Source organism: Arcticibacter tournemirensis (assembly GCF_006716645.1).
GTDB lineage: Bacteria > Bacteroidota > Bacteroidia > Sphingobacteriales > Sphingobacteriaceae > Arcticibacter > Arcticibacter tournemirensis.
The window spans coordinates 2,144,646-2,162,706 of record NZ_VFPL01000001.1; the positions used below are offsets into that span (position 1 = coordinate 2,144,646).

12 protein-coding genes and 1 other RNA gene are annotated in these 18,061 nt (G+C 42.9%); 2 read left to right on the forward strand and 11 right to left on the reverse strand.

Annotation, left to right across the window (positions count from 1 at the left end; all coding sequences use genetic code 11):
- Window positions 1-24: 24 nt before the first annotated feature.
- The 9 genes from BDE36_RS09065 to ffs form a co-directional block, all read right to left on the reverse strand.
- A complete protein-coding gene (locus BDE36_RS09065) occupies window positions 25-1,146 on the reverse strand; it encodes a GNAT family N-acetyltransferase (RefSeq protein WP_141814611.1) in 1,122 nt (373 codons plus the stop codon).
- A 134-nt stretch (window positions 1,147-1,280) separates the two neighbouring features.
- Window positions 1,281-1,475: a hypothetical protein gene (locus tag BDE36_RS09070; RefSeq protein ID WP_141814612.1), complete on the reverse strand. Its 195-nt coding sequence runs from the start codon at window positions 1,473-1,475 to the stop codon at window positions 1,281-1,283.
- A 124-nt stretch (window positions 1,476-1,599) separates the two neighbouring features.
- Window positions 1,600-2,160 carry an SMC-Scp complex subunit ScpB gene (scpB, locus tag BDE36_RS09075; protein ID WP_141814613.1) on the reverse strand — a complete coding sequence of 187 codons (561 nt, stop codon included), beginning with the start codon at window positions 2,158-2,160 and terminating at the stop codon, window positions 1,600-1,602.
- A gap of 263 nt (window positions 2,161-2,423) precedes the next feature.
- On the reverse strand, window positions 2,424-5,369 hold the full coding sequence (locus tag BDE36_RS09080) for a sensor histidine kinase (RefSeq protein ID WP_161987586.1): 2,946 nt from the start codon (window positions 5,367-5,369) through the stop codon (window positions 2,424-2,426).
- 28 nt (window positions 5,370-5,397) lie between these two features.
- Complete coding sequence (locus tag BDE36_RS09085; RefSeq protein WP_141814615.1) at window positions 5,398-6,174, reverse strand: LytR/AlgR family response regulator transcription factor; 777 nt, start codon at window positions 6,172-6,174, stop codon at window positions 5,398-5,400.
- 271 nt (window positions 6,175-6,445) lie between these two features.
- A complete protein-coding gene (gene mqnC / locus BDE36_RS09090; protein ID WP_141814616.1) occupies window positions 6,446-7,570 on the reverse strand; it encodes a cyclic dehypoxanthinyl futalosine synthase in 1,125 nt (374 codons plus the stop codon).
- 133 nt (window positions 7,571-7,703) lie between these two features.
- Entirely contained in the window at window positions 7,704-8,672 is a 969-nt protein-coding gene (locus tag BDE36_RS09095) for a YpdA family putative bacillithiol disulfide reductase (RefSeq protein ID WP_141814617.1), read from the reverse strand.
- 102 nt (window positions 8,673-8,774) lie between these two features.
- Window positions 8,775-9,434: a fructose-6-phosphate aldolase gene (fsa, locus tag BDE36_RS09100; RefSeq protein ID WP_128771187.1), complete on the reverse strand. Its 660-nt coding sequence runs from the start codon at window positions 9,432-9,434 to the stop codon at window positions 8,775-8,777.
- A gap of 171 nt (window positions 9,435-9,605) precedes the next feature.
- Window positions 9,606-9,704, reverse strand: an RNA gene (gene ffs, locus BDE36_RS09105) — signal recognition particle sRNA small type.
- Window positions 9,705-9,983: 279 nt separating this feature from the next.
- Here ffs and gltB point away from each other — a divergent pair.
- Entirely contained in the window at window positions 9,984-14,504 is a 4,521-nt protein-coding gene (gltB, locus tag BDE36_RS09110; protein WP_141814618.1) for a glutamate synthase large subunit, read from the forward strand.
- 2 nt (window positions 14,505-14,506) lie between these two features.
- Window positions 14,507-15,979 (forward strand): glutamate synthase subunit beta, encoded by a 1,473-nt coding sequence (locus tag BDE36_RS09115; RefSeq protein WP_141814619.1) that lies wholly within the window; start codon window positions 14,507-14,509, stop codon window positions 15,977-15,979.
- A gap of 157 nt (window positions 15,980-16,136) precedes the next feature.
- Here BDE36_RS09115 and BDE36_RS09120 read toward each other — a convergent pair whose 3' ends face one another.
- Together BDE36_RS09120 and BDE36_RS09125 are read right to left on the reverse strand one after the other, a co-directional pair.
- Window positions 16,137-16,706 carry an RNA methyltransferase gene (locus BDE36_RS09120; protein WP_141814620.1) on the reverse strand — a complete coding sequence of 190 codons (570 nt, stop codon included), beginning with the start codon at window positions 16,704-16,706 and terminating at the stop codon, window positions 16,137-16,139.
- 108 nt (window positions 16,707-16,814) lie between these two features.
- Entirely contained in the window at window positions 16,815-17,966 is a 1,152-nt protein-coding gene (locus tag BDE36_RS09125) for a galactokinase (protein WP_141814621.1), read from the reverse strand.
- Between the last annotated feature and the right edge of the window lie 95 nt (window positions 17,967-18,061).

Genomic DNA, 18,061 nt, shown 5'->3' on the forward strand with positions numbered 1-18,061 from the left:
GAAATGCTCCGGAATACCGGGGCATTATTCAAATATTTTTCGGAGTGTTGCATGCTTCTTTCCAAAAACAGCTCCTGTTGCTTCATGGATTGCAAGCATTTTCTCATTAAAGTCGCCTACCCAGGAAAGTTCAAGTTCATTATATTGCTTTAAAGGAATAACATATTCCTTTAGCTTAATAAACATAGCAGATTCAAGACCATGTTTCTGATATGCCTTTTTCGTGCCCATAACAATTGCCCTCATTCGCGAAACCCCCCTCCACCGGTAATAAAGGAATTTTAATTTTTCGATAAGCCCCAGCTTCCCGTTAAAAGACTTAATGATCTGATTTGCATCAGGCAATATAATTACAAAGGATGCCGGTTCGTTATTGACGTAAGAAAACCATATCAAATTTTCATCCATGAGTATCTTCATTTTATTGAAGGCTTCTCCTATGGTTTCTTTACGGATAGGTACAAAGTTGTCAAAGTCTTCCCATGCGTCATTATATATTTCCATGAAATCGGCTGCAAAGCGATCGATTTCCTGTACTTTAAGATGTTCAAATCGGTATCCCGGCTTTTTTATTACCCATTGAGCAATTTTGGTAAAGCGTTCAGGAAACGGCTTATTTACGTCAAGATGGTTGGTGATCTGCTCGTATAATGTAAAAAAGCCATAGCTGTCAAATAGCTTTTTGTAGTATGGGGGATTGTAATTCATTCCATACGATGGCTGTGTGAATCCCTCTACAAGTAAACCCCAAAATGTATCGTTTTCGCCAAAGTTGATAGGGCCATCCATCGCTTGCATGCCATGTTGCTGCAACCAATCTTTAGCGGTATTAAAGAGGGCAAATGCAGTTGCTTCATCGTTTATACATTCGAAGAAGCCAATGCCTCCTGTAGGCTGGGCAAATGAATCTGCTTTATTGTAGTTAATAAAGGCTGCTATACGTCCGATAAGGGTTCCTGAATCATCTTTGGCAATCCACCGGGTGATCACCCCATGTTTATGAAAATTGTTCTTAGCAGGGTTGAAAACGTTTTCGATATCGGTATCCAGAGGACAAACCCAGGCGGGATCTCCTTTGTATATTACCCGTGCAACATTTAAAAATTCCTTTATTGTTTTCTTGTCCCTTACTTCAGTAATAATCATAAAATAGCAATATGATGTCAAGGCTGTTTATTTGCCGTGAACATCCAATACCAATGCCAATGTTTCCCGCGTTAAATCGCTGAGAATAAAAAAGCATTCAGATTGTGAATGCTTACCGGACGAACTTTTTAATATCAATACTCGTCGTCGTCGTCATACTCATTAAAATCATTGAATTCTCCCAGATCTTCCAACGGTTCGTCAAAGTCATCATCGTCATCATCTGCAAAGCGTTTATTCGCTCTTGAATCCGCAGGCTTAATGTTAGAACTTTTAGCGCCGCTTACTGTGCTCTTACTCGTTCCAGGCTTCTTTTTTGGCGTTTTCATTTTAAATAAAGTATTCGGTTAAGCTTCTATAAAAATAAAAAGAATTTAATATTGAATGTTATTTTATTTTTCGTTGCATCAAAAATAACAGAAATTCAATTTGACTGAAACGGAGAAGATGAAATTATTCAGATTTTTCTCCTATTTCATTAGCTTCCGACGTAATGTCCTTTAATTGAGGTAATTCTGAATTGTTCTTTATTCCAAAATAATCCATAAATAAAGCGCTTGTTCCGTATAACAGCGGCTTTCCGGCAGCTTCTGCTTTTCCGGTGATAGAGATAAGCTCCTTTTCGAGAAGTTTCTGAAGTGTATAGTCGCAATTAACGCCCCTTATCTGCTCAATCTCCAGTTTTGTTACTGGCTGCCTGTATGCAATTATAGCCAAAGTTTCCAGCGCTGCCTGACTGAGCTTCTTTTTAGATCGTTGAATCTGAAGCTGATGAATCAGCACATGATGGGCCGGCTTTGTCAGGAACTGATATCCTTCATTGAGCTCAACCAGCGTAATCGCAAAGTCGTTGCCATCGTATTTCTCTTTTATTGCCTTTAAATGAGCAATAATATCCTCCTCGCTGATATCAATTCCAAGTCCCGAATGTATGACAGCCTGGATTTCTTTAACAGGCAAGCTTTGTTCAGAAGCGAATACGAGCGCTTCTATATTTAATCTTATATCTTCCACTTTTCAGCGGCAAACTTATATAAATTTTCAGAAGTGTTTTCAGAAACAGAATATAAATGTAGCACTTCGTGCCAAAAACGCTCCCGTTCCCCTCTTCTTTTAAAAGGGATAGAACAAAAAAAAAGCGGTGAAACTTTTGGGAAGCTTCAGCCGCTAAACACACACTTAGATAAAATATTTTTAATCCTTAAAATTGCAGATACACATTACAATATTACGGTAATTACTATTTCGATACTTCTGTATTGAGTATCCGGTACGTATTAATTAGTAAACGGTTTAAGAGGGATGCAAATCTGCACTTTTGTTCCGCCCGAAGGAACCTGGCTTACGTCTATTTTGATTTGTTCGCGTTTGAATTTATTTAACAAAAGTACCCGCTGCTCGGTTAACCGCATTCCCCTGCTAATATGATCGCCGGTTTTAAGCTTTTTTGAATTCTCTATCCCAACGCCGTCGTCCGCTATTTCTATGTTTAGCTCGTCATTCCGTTTCCGGATGGATATTTTGATGGTCCCAGGACTATCTTTAGGCATGATGCCATGCCATATCGCGTTCTCAACATACGGCTGTAATAGCATAGATGGAATATACATTTGCTGGTGATCTATTTCCTTATCGACGTCTATACTATAATTCATCTTTTCGCCGAATCTCATTTTTTCTAATGAGAGATAAAGGGCGAGATAGCTCACCTCTTCTTCAACGCTTATATAGCTCTTATTGCATATATCCAGGTTCTTCCGGATGAGGCGGGCAAAACCAGTTAGTACCTGGTTCGCCATGGTATTTTCCTTTGTGTTAATAAAATACTGTATGGAATTCATTACATTAAAGATAAAATGAGGATTCATCATCGCCTGCAATGCTTGTTGCTCCAAAGAAATTATACGTGTTTTAGTAATCAGCTTTTCCTTTTCTTCAGTCTGCTTGGTCCTGAAATAATAACGGATCAGGAAAAACAGGAGGGTGGCAAAAACCAAACCGGAAAGCAGGATAAACCACCATGTTTTCCAAAATGGAGGGTACACTGTAAATTGTATTTTAACAGGGGCGCCCCATTTTGTATCCAAACCCTTTGCTCTGATTTCGAGAAGATACTTTCCTGGCTCCAGGGACCCAAATTCTAATGTATTCCCCTGGGTTTCAAACCATCTGGAATCGTGATTGAGCTTGTACCCATAAAGAATGTGAGAGGGATGACTGTAATCTAAGGCTATATAGTTGACGGTTATATTGTTTTGAGTATAAGAAAGGTGTAAATATGCATCGGCTTTAACCGGACGTTTATCAACCAGGACATTTTTTAAATATACCACAGGAGGTTTACCTGGTAGCCGAAGTGCCGGACGAAATACAGAGATCCCGTTATTTGTGGCAATATAAACGGTGTCTTGATTTGCAAATACATCGTTTATTTCGTTAGATATCAACCCATTTTCGGTGCTGTAACTGTCGACCTCATTTGGTTGCCTGTTGAAATTTATAACGCTTATACCTTTGCCGGTAACAATCCATGCTTTATTGTTTTCGACAAAGATCCTTTTGCATATGTTGCTGGCAAGGCCATTCGCTGTCGTTATCGTATTTGTTAGCTGATTATTTTTTAAAACGTATACGCCAAATCCATAAGTGGTGCAAACGAGCCTTCCATCTGGCAGTTCTGCTATATCCGTAATCCGTTGCTTTAGTGCAGGGATAGATTGGTATAGCTTTGTGACTTTCCCCTGAGCATAATATTGTAATCCCTGGATATTGGAAAACCACAGGCGTCCTGCCGAGTCGTAGTACACCGTGAAGGCTCTGTCAGGAAAGTAAACCTGGGTCTTTTCGTTGTTTAGAGTGTTGAACGTTAGCGAGCTGCTTTTATCTGCAACAAAAACGCCGGATGCCAGGGCAACAGCTAACTCTCCCTTTTTGCTTATGCTAATTGATTTCAGTGCATAAGCCTTGTCCTTTCCCTTTAACAGATTGATATTGCCATACTGTGGATGCATTTCAATCAAACTGTTGTCGGACGTATACCATACGGAATTCCTGTTTTTATCATAATATAGCCTCTTTACGGGATTATATTGATTGGTATTATTGAGTGTCTTGTGGATGACCTTGCCTTGACTGACGATATCCAGATTTCCTGATCTTAATCCCAGGATCAGCTGATCCCTCTCTTTAACTATGCTGGTGACAGCGTTGCTGCTCATCCCATCCTGGGTAGTAAAATGAGCAACATATCGCGAATAGAAAGGTAACATGTAAACGCCGTTTCCGATAGTAGCGATCCATATATTCCCCTGAGTGTCCTGAAACACGTGTGTAATACTGAGGTCCCGTAAATGGTTTTCCGGTGCAAACGACAGTGATCTGTAGAGCAGTATGCCTTTGCCCATTGTACCTACCCAGAGCTGATTTTGGCTATCTGAAAGCAGACTCCAGGCCACGTTATTGTTGATACCTTTGAGACTGGACAGTATACGAAATTGGCTATGCCGGTATTGCACCAGGCCCTTGCCGGATAAAAATAACAGCGACTTGTCGGTCGGTACCTGCGTAATTGATTTTGAAGAAAGCGGAAGGTGTTCTGTCGGGAGCAGGGAAAATCGTTCGCCTTGGAGTATTAAGGCGTATTCTTTCCTCATGGCAACAATTCTACCTTCATCAGTTTGACTAAGGTAACAGCCTGCCAATGAGTTTCCCGTGGAAGTATAAAATTTAACATTGTCTTGAGCATCGATACGCAGCACCCTGTTTTGATTAGTAGTAAACCAGAGGTTGTGTTTGGAATCTTCGTAGAAGGAAAAAAAACTGCTCGGACAAATACTCTTTTTTAAAACGGGATTATTATCTGGATTGTAGAAATGATTGTTAAAGTAATAACTTAGTTTTCCGTTCAATGTCAGAAACCAGATCCGTCCGGAAGAATCTTCTTTTATTTGCAGAACTTCATTGTCCGAAAGCCCGTTATCCATGGTAAAGAGCTCAAACTTTTGTCCATCGAACCGGTTCACTCCGCTTTCTGTAGCGAACCACATAAATCCCTTTGAATCCTGGAATATTGAATATACCGTAGAATTTGCCAGTCCTTCTTTTACAGAATAATTCCTGAAATTCAGTGTCTCAGCGCGCGACGTAGCAAAACTGGCTAAAACTAAAATAAATGCAGCCAGATACCTGGATACGTATTTGAGCAGGTGGGAGAAATGGGACATGTGAGTGCGATCAGACATGCTTTGTTATTCAGCTTTTAAAATATGCTTTTGCTTTTTCCTGAAATTCATTCGATCTTCTTCTTGACACGGGGAGTGACGTTTTATCATCTAACAGTACCTGAAGTCCGTTTTTATGGGAATAACCTTTTACGTATCTGAAGTTTACGATCACTGACTTATGGATCCTTACAAAGTTCTGGCGATCCAGCATTTCTTCAAATTCCTTCAGCGGCTTAGAGATGATGATTTTCTCGTTGTTCTGAAGATGGAATACAGAATAGTTGGAGTCGGCTTCTATATAAACGATATCCGCGGTATCAATTACATCAAAACCGTTAGTATGCGTTAATGTTATTTTATTTTCGCCGTTCGCCTGAAGGGAGTTGTTTACGGCGTAGTCGTGCAAGGTATCACCCGCATCGACTACGTTCTTAGATTTTAACTCTACGCGCTCTCCGGCCTTTTTAACAGCCAGTTTCAGTTCATCGATATCGATAGGTTTCAGCAGATAGTCAATAGCACTTGCTTTTAACGCTTTGAGGGCATATTGATCGTAAGCAGTAGTGAAAATTACCATAATGTTTTTTCCCTCCAGATCGGGGAGAAGGTCAAATCCACTTTCTTTAGGCATTGCTATATCCAAAAATATGAGATTTAGAGACTGCTCTCTTATCTGTTCTCTTGCCTCCGCTACTGATTTGGCAATTCCCTCCACAACTACCTCGGGGCAGTGTTCCTGAAGTAAAAAATACAGTGATTTCCTGCTGTATTCCTCGTCGTCAACAATAAGGGCATTTAGGGCCATATAAAGGGTAATTTTTGTGAAATTACCTAAAATAAATTAAAAAGCCCGTATGAGTTGTAGGATGTGGGTTGCAAGTTGCAGGTTGTGTATCCAAGGGCTCCTTTGATAACATTCGCTTTTAGTAATCAGCTTTAAGCTTTTACATATGCTTCATGTTTCAATCTAAAGCTTTTAACTCAACGCTTTCAGCTTTGGACTTTAAGCTTTTAACTTTTGTATTCAACTTTGAGCTTTACGCTCGCAAGCCAAAACCCGCAACCTGCAGCATTCTCTAATAATTAATAGTTTGCTGTTCGATCTGAGGCGGGATTTCCCTGAATCCATATTTCTGATTGCGCAGTTGTGGCTCAAAGCCCGCTTCCTGGATTGCCTGTTGAATTCCCGCCGATGTAAACCGGTGGGGAGCCCCTGCTGCACTCACTACATTTTCTTCTATCATGATTGATCCGAAATCGTTAGCTCCGGCATGCAGGCATATCTGCGCAACGTTTTTGCCAACTGTAAGCCAGGAAGCCTGAATGTTTTTAATATTAGGAAGCATGATCCTGCTTAAGGCCAGCATCCGGATGTACTCATCGGCACTAACCTCATTGCTGATTCCCCGTACTCTTTTAAGTAAGGTTCCATCGTCCTGAAACGGCCATGGAATGAAAGCAATAAAGCCATTGGCATCCTCTGGCTTTTCAGACTGTACCTGCCTGATCCAAACAAGATGTTCAAATCGTTCTTCTACCGTTTCTACATGGCCGAACATCATCGTTGCAGAGGTTGTGAGGCCTAATTTATGTGCTGCACGCATTACATCAAGCCACTCCTGTCCTCCGCATTTTCCTTTAGAGATGAGGCGGCGCACCCGGTCATTAAGGATTTCGGCTCCGGCTCCAGGAAGTGAATCAAGGCCGGCATCCATCAGGGCCTGTAAAACATCGGTATGACTCATCCCTTCCAATTTTGCAATATGTGCCACTTCGGGCGGGCCGAGAGAATGCAATTTCAGGGTAGGATAGAGCTCTTTTAATTGTTTGAACAAGGTAGTATAGAACGACAATCCGAGGTCGGGATGATGTCCGCCTTGTAATAAAAGCTGGTCGCCCCCGAGTCTGAATGTTTCTTCTATCTTTACTTTATAAGTTTCTATATCCGTTATATAGCTCTCAGCGTGACCGGGGCGGCGAAAAAAGTTGCAGAATTTGCAGTTTGCTATACAAACATTGGTCGTGTTTAAGTTGCGGTCTATTTGCCAGGTGACTTTGCCATGCGGCACCTGTATTTTACGTAATTCATTAGCAGTATACATCAACTCGGATGTAGTTGCATTTTTGAACAGGTAAACACCTTCCTCTATTGAAAGAAAATCAAAAGCCAAAGCCCGCTGTAGCAAATCCCTTGTATCCATTGCTGCAAAGATAAATAGCAATCAGCAATGAGCAATCAGCAATCGGATTTTATTTGTGATTTATGATGTTCGACTTACAAATAATTCAGCGGGGCAGCTTTATTGGGGAATTTCCTTAAGCCAATCGCCCATTCTAACGTTCGGCTTCTAGTATGTTATTTACAATCTTGACGGCATGTTCGCGCGAATTTTCAATAAAATAGGTATGCGTATCCATTCCTCCGCAAACTACACCTGCCATGTAAACGCCCGGAATATTAGTTTCCATTGTATCAGGGTTATGAGAAGGAAGCTTTCTGTCGTCGATCGAGCAGTTAATTCCAATGTGCTTCAGGAAGTTAAAGTTAGGTCTGTAGCCGGTCATTGCCAGCACAAAATCGTTCGCTATAGTGATTTTGCCTTCTGTACTTTCTATGTCGATTTCGCTTTCCCGGATTGCAGTAACCCTGGAATTAAAATAGGCTTTTATACTCCCTTCTTTAATACGGTTTACAATATCGGGCCGCACCCAATATTTTACCCTGGAGTCGATTTCATCGCCTTTTACGATCATAGTCACTTCTGCCGATTTCCGGTAGGTTTCAAGAGCAGCATCTACCGCCGAATTTCCCGCTCCGATAACAGCAACCCGCTGCATGGCATAGTAATGTGGGTCCTTATAGTAATGGCTTACTTTCGGCAGATCTTCCCCCGGAATATCAAGTTTTACCGGCACATCATAGAATCCTGTTGCAACGATAATATTTTTCGCGAAGTAGCTTGCTTTGCTCGTCTCGATAAGGAATGCTCCATCGGTTTCTGATACTTTAGAAACCAATTCAAAGAGCCGTATATTAAGATTATAATGAATTGCAGCCCTGCGGTAATATTCAAGCGCTTCTGCCCGCGTAGGCTTCAGGCTGATTGACACAAACGGAATGTCGCCTATCTCTAATTTCTCTGAGGTAGAGAAAAAGGTCATGTTGGCCGGATAATTATATAAGGAATTTACAAGGCAGCCTTTTTCAATTATTACATAGGATAAGCCGGCTTTACCCGCTTCAATTCCACATGTAAGGCCAATAGGGCCAGCACCTATGATCAAAACATCAATATGGACCATAATTATCGGATTAAGATAGAAGCAATGAGAACGTATTGCCCCATTAAAGCTAAGAGTTTGAAATGAGCAGGGGTATGCTTATTCCAAACTCTTTTCTATTTATTATTTGCCTGCTGCTTTTGCATGGTCGGCAAGAAATTGTGCCAGGCCGTTATCTGTTAAAGGATGTTTTAGCAGTCCTACGATAGCCGACAGGGGAGCAGTAATAACATCAGCTCCGATTTTAGCGCATTCGATAACGTGCATAGAATGACGTACTGAAGCAGCCAATATTTGTGTTGGATAACCATAATTATCGTAGATAGTTCTGATGTCCTCAATCAGAGTTAGTCCGTCTGTAGAAATGTCGTCAAGCCGTCCAACAAAAGGAGATACGTAAGTAGCTCCAGCCTTAGCAGCAAGTAAAGCCTGCCCTGCAGAGAAAACCAAAGTGCAGTTTGTTTTTATGCCTTTAGAGGTGAAATACTTAATCGCCTTAATTCCGTCCTTTATCATCGGAACTTTCACAACAATTCTTTCATGCAGTTTTGCCAGCGCCTCGCCTTCAGCAACGATCTCGTCGAAAGTTGTAGCTATAACTTCAGCACTCACATCGCCATCTGTAATGTCGCAAATAGCTTTGTAGTGATTGATGATGTTCTCATGCCCTGTAATTCCTTCTTTGGCCATAAGGCTGGGGTTGGTTGTTACGCCATCCAGTACTCCCATGTCGTGGGCTTCTTTAATCTGAGCAAGATTTGCTGTGTCAATAAAAAATTTCATGTAGTTTAATTAATATGTTGAAAGGATCTGTCTGAGAAATTATGGTAGATAATACCGCAAAGTGAATGGTCAGCCGAAAGGCTTTATTAATTGTCAGGCGATTGTGAATTGGAGCTATATCGGTCATGGGCTAATTGTCAAATTAACAATTGACAAATTAGAGAAAAAAAAGTGGGCTAGCACCTTCTATCGCACCGCTACAACCCTCTACCCTTGCTGCGTTCCCACCCTGGGGGAGTTCAAGAGGAGCTGGTCGTAGAAGACTAACCCGGGGCAAATATAGCAAATATGCGGAACGTTGAAGAATCAATTTGAATATTTTTAAAATAAGCCGTACATTAGAATTTCCTCTATGCGTTAGTGATTCTGCGAAATTGTTTGAGGAAAAGTATGATTTAATATATTGTCAAGTTTTTACTTTTAATTTTATAAATTTGATAAAATATATTATGTTTGCTATTGCAGAATTGAAGAATAAACAAAAATTGTTGAATTGTCCTAATTTTGAGGTGAAATCCTTAATTTCGTAATATTTGCATTATAAATCTGATGAAACAAATCGAAAATGAGCAGCTGGGATTGTATCGTCCTGAATTCGAACATGACTCTTGTGGAGTAGGCTTTATTACACATATTGACGGCCACAGGTCACACCAGATCGTGTCAGATGCTTTAACTATTCTTGAGAATATGGAGCATAGAGGCGCGTGCGGATGCGATCCGGAAACCGGGGATGGTGCCGGAATTTTATTACAGATACCTCATGAGTTCCTGATAGAAGAGTGTATTTCACTTGATATTCATCTGGGAGAGCCAGCTCATTATGGTGTTGGTATGATCTTCTTTCCCAAGGAAATTACGGCGAGAGAGTCATGCCGTACTGTCATCGTTAATTCTGCCGAAAAGATGGGCTTACCGTTATTGGGGTTCAGGAAATTACCGGTCGATGCTTCCGTGGTTGGACAAACAGCTCTGGCTGTTGAACCATCTGTTGAACAGGTTTTTATCGGTCGCCCGGATAATATCAACAATGCCGACGACTTCGAACGTAAGCTATATGTTTTAAGAAGACTGATCAGCAAGACAATCACCGAAACAGTAGTACAGGGAAGCGACTTTTATATCGCCTCGATGTCATGCCGCGTGATTGTTTATAAAGGTCAGCTTACAACATATCAGCTTAGAACATACTATTCCGACCTTGCCGATGCGCGCCTTACTTCCGCATTTGGGATGGTTCACAGTCGTTTTTCGACAAATACATTCCCGTCCTGGAAGCTGGCACAGCCTTTCCGGTTCATGGCGCATAACGGAGAGATCAACACTCTTACCGGTAACCTTAACTGGTTCTATTCAGGTCTTAGATCCTACGCTTCTTCTTACTTTTCAGCAGAAGAGATGGATATTATACTGCCTGTGATTGATGCCAACCAGTCGGATTCTGCCTGTCTTGACAACGTAGTAGAGGTGTTGGTGCATACCGGTCGTGCATTGCCTCATGTCATGATGATGCTGGTGCCTGAAGCATGGGATGGAAATGAACAAATGGATCCTGTGAAAAAAGCGTTCTATGAGTTTCATGCGACATTAATGGAGCCTTGGGATGGTCCTGCTGCCCTTACTTTTACGGATGGCAGGCAGATAGGGGCTTTACTCGACAGAAATGGTCTTCGTCCACTGCGTTATGCTATTACTAACGACAAAAGGGTAATTGTTGCCTCTGAGGCCGGGGCTTTACCAATATCCGAAAAGATTATTGTAAAAAAAGGACGTCTTCAGCCAGGAAAAATGTTCCTTGTGGATATTGCTGAGGGCAAGATCATCACCGATCAGGAAATTAAACACAAAGTAGCTTCGGCTCAACCTTACGGAGAATGGCTTGAGAATTATAAAATTAGGATGGAAGAGCTTCCTGAGCCCAGGATTGCTTTTACAAATCTCTCAAAAGAATCTGTTCTGAAGTACCAGCAGGTATTTGGTTATTCCCGTGAAGATATAGAAACCATTGTTAAACCAATGGCCGTGGATGGTAAAGAGCCAATAGGTTCCATGGGTACAGACGTACCACTGGCCGTATTGTCCGACCGCCCTCAGCATATTTCAAGCTATTTTAAGCAATTCTTTGCACAGGTAACGAATCCGCCTATCGACCCTATTCGCGAGAGAATGGTGATGAGCCTGGCTACTTTCATTGGAAATAACGGGAATCTCTTTGACGAAGATAAGATGCATTGCCATTGCGTTGCATTGCGTCATCCTATTCTGAATAATAACGAACTTGAAAAGTTAAGAAGTATTGATACCGGAATGTTTCATTCCAAAACACTCTATACTTATTTCAAAGCGGATGGCCAACCAGGTTCTTTACAGAAAGGGATAGCCCGTCTATGCCGTTATGCCGAAGATGCTGTGGATGATGGTTTTGAAGTGCTGATTTTGTCTGACAGGGCGGTTGACTCTGAGCATGCTCCGATTCCTTCGCTTCTCGCTGTTTCGGCTGTACATCACCACCTCATTAAAAAAGGCTACAGAGGTCAGGTCGGCCTTGTGGTAGAAGCCGGTGATGTATGGGAAGTGCACCATTTTGCGTGTCTCCTTGCATTCGGAGCTTCTGCTATCAACCCTTATCTGGCCCTGGCAACTATTCAAACCTTAAAGGAAGAAAACAAGCTTGAGACATCGCTTGACTTTAAATACCTTTCTAAAAATTATATCAAGGCAGTATGTGATGGACTGCTGAAGATATTCTCGAAAATGGGAATTTCTACCCTTCAGTCGTATCACGGAGCACAGATATTTGAGATCCTCGGAATTAACAAGAGCGTAGTAGACCAGTATTTTACCGGCGCTGTTACCCGCATAGGTGGTCTCGGACTGGATGAGATAGCCAAGGAAAGCCTGTTTAAGCATAATCAGGGATTCATCTATTCCAAGGCGGATGAGCAGTTATTGCCGGAAGGCGGATTATATCAATGGAAGCGTCGGGGTGAGGCGCATTTGTTTAACCCTCAAACAGTTCACCTGTTGCAGCAGTCGGCACGTACCGGTGATTACAGCGTTTATAAACAATACGCAAAGTTGATAAACGATCAGTCCGAGAAGATGTACACGCTGCGCGGGTTGTTTGATTTTGCACATCACCGTGAACCTGTACCTATTGAAGAGGTGGAGCCTATCGAAGCTATCATGAAACGTTTCGCTACAGGCGCTATGTCCTTTGGCTCGATTTCTCATGAAGCACACAGCACTCTGGCAATTGCAATGAACCGCATAGGTGGTAAAAGCAATACAGGAGAAGGCGGAGAGGATGAAATCAGATATACACCATTGGTTAATGGCGATTCTATGCGGTCAGCTATTAAGCAGGTAGCATCTGGAAGGTTCGGGGTGACGTCATACTACCTTACCAATGCAGATGAACTTCAGATAAAAATGGCACAGGGCGCCAAGCCTGGAGAAGGAGGTCAATTACCAGGCGATAAAGTGGATAGCTGGATTGCAAAAGTGCGGCATTCTACTCCCGGAGTAGGACTTATATCTCCTCCGCCTCACCACGACATCTATTCTATCGAGGACCTTGCACAGCTGATCTTCGATTTGAAGAATGCCAACCGGCATGCTCGTATCAATGTGAAGCTGGTGTCAAAAGCAGGTGTCGGTACTATAGCAGCCGGTGTAGCCAAAGCCCATGCCGATGTGATCCTGGTTGCAGGGTACGATGGCGGAACCGGAGCTTCCCCGATCAGTTCAATTAAACATGCCGGACTACCATGGGAGCTTGGTTTGGCTGAAGCACATCAGACACTGGTTCGCAACCAGCTGAGAAGCCGTGTTGTCTTGCAGACTGACGGTCAGCTAAAAACCGGTCGTGATATAGCAGTGGCAGCTCTTTTAGGAGCAGAAGAATGGGGTGTTGCAACAGCTGCGCTCGTAGCAGGAGGTTGTATCATGATGCGTAAGTGTCACCTTAATACCTGTCCGGTTGGCGTTGCCACACAGGATCCCGAACTGCGTAAGCTATTCAGCGGGAAACCGGAGCATATTGTAAATCTCTTCCGTTTCATTGCCGAAGAGTTAAGGGAAATTATGGCGGACCTTGGTTTCCGGACCGTAAATGAAATGGTAGGCCGTTCTCAATTCCTGAAAGTCCGCGAAGGAAACATTCACTGGAAAGCACGTACGCTGGATCTTTCAGCGATACTTCATCCGGTAACTAATCCTTCCAAACAAACATTGTATAACAGTGAAAGCCAGGATCACGGAATGGATAACATTCTCGACTGGCAGCTCCTTGAACATGCGCAACAGGCACTTGAAAGCCGCACGCCGGTATTCGGTTCGTTTGAGGTGAAAAATACAGACCGTACGCTGGGTACCGTTTTGTCTAATGAACTTTCGAAACGATATCATTCGGCAGGATTGCCTGATAATACGATCAACTTTAAGTTTACAGGTTCTGCTGGACAGAGCTTTGGCGCCTTCTGCGCGAAAGGGATTTCTTTTGAGCTTGAAGGTGAGGCAAATGACTACGTGGGTAAAGGTCTCTCCGGTGCACGCCTGGCGATTTATCCTTCGGCCGAAAGCACGCTGGTTCCCGAGGAGAATATTATCATCGGTAACGTTGCTCTTTATGGTGCCACATCCGGCGAGCTTTTCGTTAGGGGACAGGCTGGAGAACGTTTCGCCGTACGTAATTCGGGTGCTACAGCGGTAGTGGAAGGAGTAGGAGACCACGGATGCGAATATATGACCGGCGGTCTGGCACTGATACTCGGTAAAACAGGCCGGAACTTTGCCGCCGGAATGAGCGGCGGTATAGCCTGGGTATACGATGTTGATGGTAACTTCGCTGATAACTGTAATCCTGAAATGGTGGATCTCGATCCGCTGACAGGAGAGGACGAGGAGCAAATACTAACCCTTCTTAAAAAGCATCTTCAGCTTACACAGAGCCATCTCGCTCTCTATCTGTTGAGCAACTGGGCCGAAGAAAGCCGCAGGTTTATCAAAGTGTTCCCTAAGGAGTATAAAAAAGTTTTACAACACGCACAATATCAATCAGCTAACTGAAAATGGGAAAAGTGACCGGTTTTAAAGAGTACGCAAGAGAATTACCTCCGAAGAGGTCGGCTCAGGAGCGTATTAATGACTATAAAGAATTTACAGGCTGTTTCACAGAGGATAAACTGAACCATCAGGCTGCCCGCTGTATGAACTGCGGAATACCTTTCTGCCATTCAGGCTGCCCTCTGGGCAATATAATTCCTGAATTTAACGATGCAGTATATAAAGAAAACTGGGAAGAAGCTTACCGCATATTATCTTCAACTAACAACTTCCCTGAATTTACAGGAAGGATTTGTCCTGCGCCCTGCGAAGCGGCTTGTGTACTGGGTATAAACAAACCCCCGGTCACAATTGAAGAGATTGAAAAGCACATTATTGAAATTGCCTTTTCAAAGGGTCTGGTACATGCTAAAGCACCACTTATCCGTTCAGGCAAAACTGTTGCTGTAATTGGATCAGGGCCGGCCGGTCTGGCTGCGGCAGCTCAGCTCAACAAAGCAGGACATCTGGTAACCGTCTTCGAGCGCGATGACAAACCCGGAGGCCTTCTTCGCTACGGCATACCTGATTTTAAACTTGAAAAATGGGTTGTAGAGCGTCGCACAAAGCTGATGGAAGAAGAGGGGGTGGTATTTAAATGTAATACTGAAGTGGGTAAAGACATCAGTGCCGACGAATTATTACGTGGATACGATGCAGTAGTGCTTTCGGGTGGGTCAACAATACCACGTAACCTTCCAGCACCGGGAAGAGAGTTAAAAGGCGTTTATTACGCAATGCAGTTTTTGAAACAGCAAAATAAAAGAGTAAGCGGCACTGAGTTTGAAGAAGAATCAATTATGGCAACAGGTAAAGACGTTGTTGTGATAGGAGGTGGTGATACAGGTTCTGACTGCGTAGGTACTTCAAACCGCCATAAAGCAAACTCTGTAACTCAGTTTGAACTGATGCCTAAGCCGCCTGAAGCGCGAACAGAAAATATGCCGTGGCCTACATATCCAATGCTGCTTAAAACCAGTACATCACATGAGGAAGGCTGCGAACGTTCCTGGGGTATTAATACTAAAGAATTCATTGGCGATGAGAACGGTAACCTCAAGGGGGTAAAAGTTGTAGATGTAGAGTGGGAAACAGACGTATTTGGTCGTCCTTTGAAGTTTAAAGAAGTTGAAGGTACCGAGCGTGTACTTCCCTGCCAACTTGCCTTTTTGGCAATGGGCTTCCTTCATCCCCAGAAAGAAGGATTGCTTGAGCAGCTTGGCGTTGAACTCGATGCTCGTGGAAATGTAAAAGCTACAGAAGGCGTTTACCAGACTAACGTTAATAAAGTATTTGCTGCAGGAGATATGCGGCGCGGACAATCCCTGGTTGTTTGGGCGATCTCCGAAGGCCGTGAAGCAGCACGGCGAGTGGATCAGTTCCTTAGCGGACGCACTGCGCTGGAGAGTAAAGATGCTGAAAGTATGTATGCGTTTTAAAAAAAGAAGCCTGCCCTTTTCCGGGCAGGTTTCTTTTTTTAAAAGCTATTGGCAGTTGGCAGTTAGCTATTGGCTCCTGTAAAGCTGAATATATCAGTTGCCAATAGCCAATAGCCTATAACCAGCAACCTACAACTCACAACCTACAACCCACGATCTACAACCTGCAACCTGCCTTCGCAAAGAAATCCCATAGTACTATTCCTGCAGACACCACGATATTAAATGAGTGTTTTGTTCCGAATTGTGGAATTTCAATGCAGGTGTCAATCTCTTTCATTGCTTCGTCTGAAACGCCGTTCACCTCATTGCCGAATATCAGCGCATATTTTAACCCGTTTAACGGCTGGAAATCATTCAGCATTACGCTGTTTAAGGCCTGCTCGATTGCTACGATCTTATACCCGCTGGATTTCAATTCCCCGATAGCTTCAGATATTTCGGTAAAGTACTTCCAATCGATAGACTGGGTAGCGCCCAGCGCTGTTTTTTCAATTTCACGATGAGGTGGCTGACCGGTTATCCCGCATAGAAATATTTGCTCTACTGCAAACCCATCGCATGTACGGAAAATCGACCCGACATTATGCATGCTTCTTACATTGTCGAGCACCACTGTGACGGGAAGTTTTTTTTGTTGCTTAAACGCTTCGACGCTGGCCCGGTTTAGCTCGTCCAGTTTGAGTTTCCGTACATTTTCTCCGGTTGTATCCTCCCTTGTGTCCATTTAAATAAAATATTCTGCAGACCAGAAAGATCTGCAAATGTAAATACAAAGAGGGTGTCCCCGTATTCAAGGCACCCTCTTTGTATGCTTAAAAGTATATCAGCTCAATTATAACTCAACTACTCCTGTGCCTATTTCAGAGCTGTAAACTGAAGGGGCATAGCCTATTTTCGAAGTATAATAATCTGTGATTTTCTTACTGAAGTCGTCGAAGCTGGCTTTTTTTACCAAAGCAATAGCACAGCCACCGAAGCCAGCGCCCGTCATGCGGGCTCCCGTAACACCATCAAAGCCTTTACAGAACTCAACAATAGTATCAAGTTCAATTCCCGATACTTCATAAAGATGCTGAAGTGAGTCATGAGACGCGAACATGAGTCTTCCAAAGTCAGCCAGCCTGTTTTGGTCAAGAGCTTCAGCTGCTTCAAGAACCCTGTCATTCTCTTCAACAACATGTTTAGCACGCTTTAACACCGTTGCGTCTGCAATCAGTGATTGATGTTTCTCAAAAGTGTCGGTATGAATATCGCACAGGTTCTGAATATCAAGCTCCGCCTGTAAAGCCTTCAATGCGGTCTGACACTCACCAACACGTTCATTGTATTTTGATTCTGTTAATTTGCGTGGTTTGTTGGTGTTGATGATCGCCAGGAAATGATCTCCCAGGTTACATTCAACAGCCTCGTAATCCAGCGTATCGCAGTTTAATTTCAGTGCTTTGTTCTTTTCGCCAAATGCAACGGCAAACTGGTCCATGATGCCCGAATTTACCCCTATAAATTCGTTCTCTACTTTCTTTGAAAGTTTTACCAGATCAAGCTTAGAAAAACCTGAATGATAGATCTCGTTCATAGCAAAAGCGGTAACTACCTCAATAGAAGCAGAAGAAGATAAACTGGATCCAATAGGCAGGTTGCCATGATAAAGCAGGTCAAGTCCGCCTACAGACTTACCTTGTGCAAGGAAATGATGTATCACCCCCAGGGGGTAATTGTACCATTCTTTTCCAGTCTTTTCATAGCTGTCCTGAACCGCGATCTCCAGGGTTTCTTCAAAGTTGGTGCTTTTGAAACGAAAAACGCCATCTTTGTTAGGTGCGGTCAGAAGGTAAGTACCCATGGTTATAGCACAAGGCATTACCAGGCCGCCGTTGTAATCAATATGTTCTCCAATGAGATTGACGCGGCCCGGAGCGAAGAATGCATTCTTATTTTGCTGGCCGTAAAGTTCTGTGAATTGTTGTTTTAGGTTCTCTAACATAATAGTACTGTGGTTCGGGCAAATGTACAAAATTAGGTATCAGAATCAAGGCTATGTGTCTTACAATCTGCAAATTTTACGTCGCGGCGTACTGC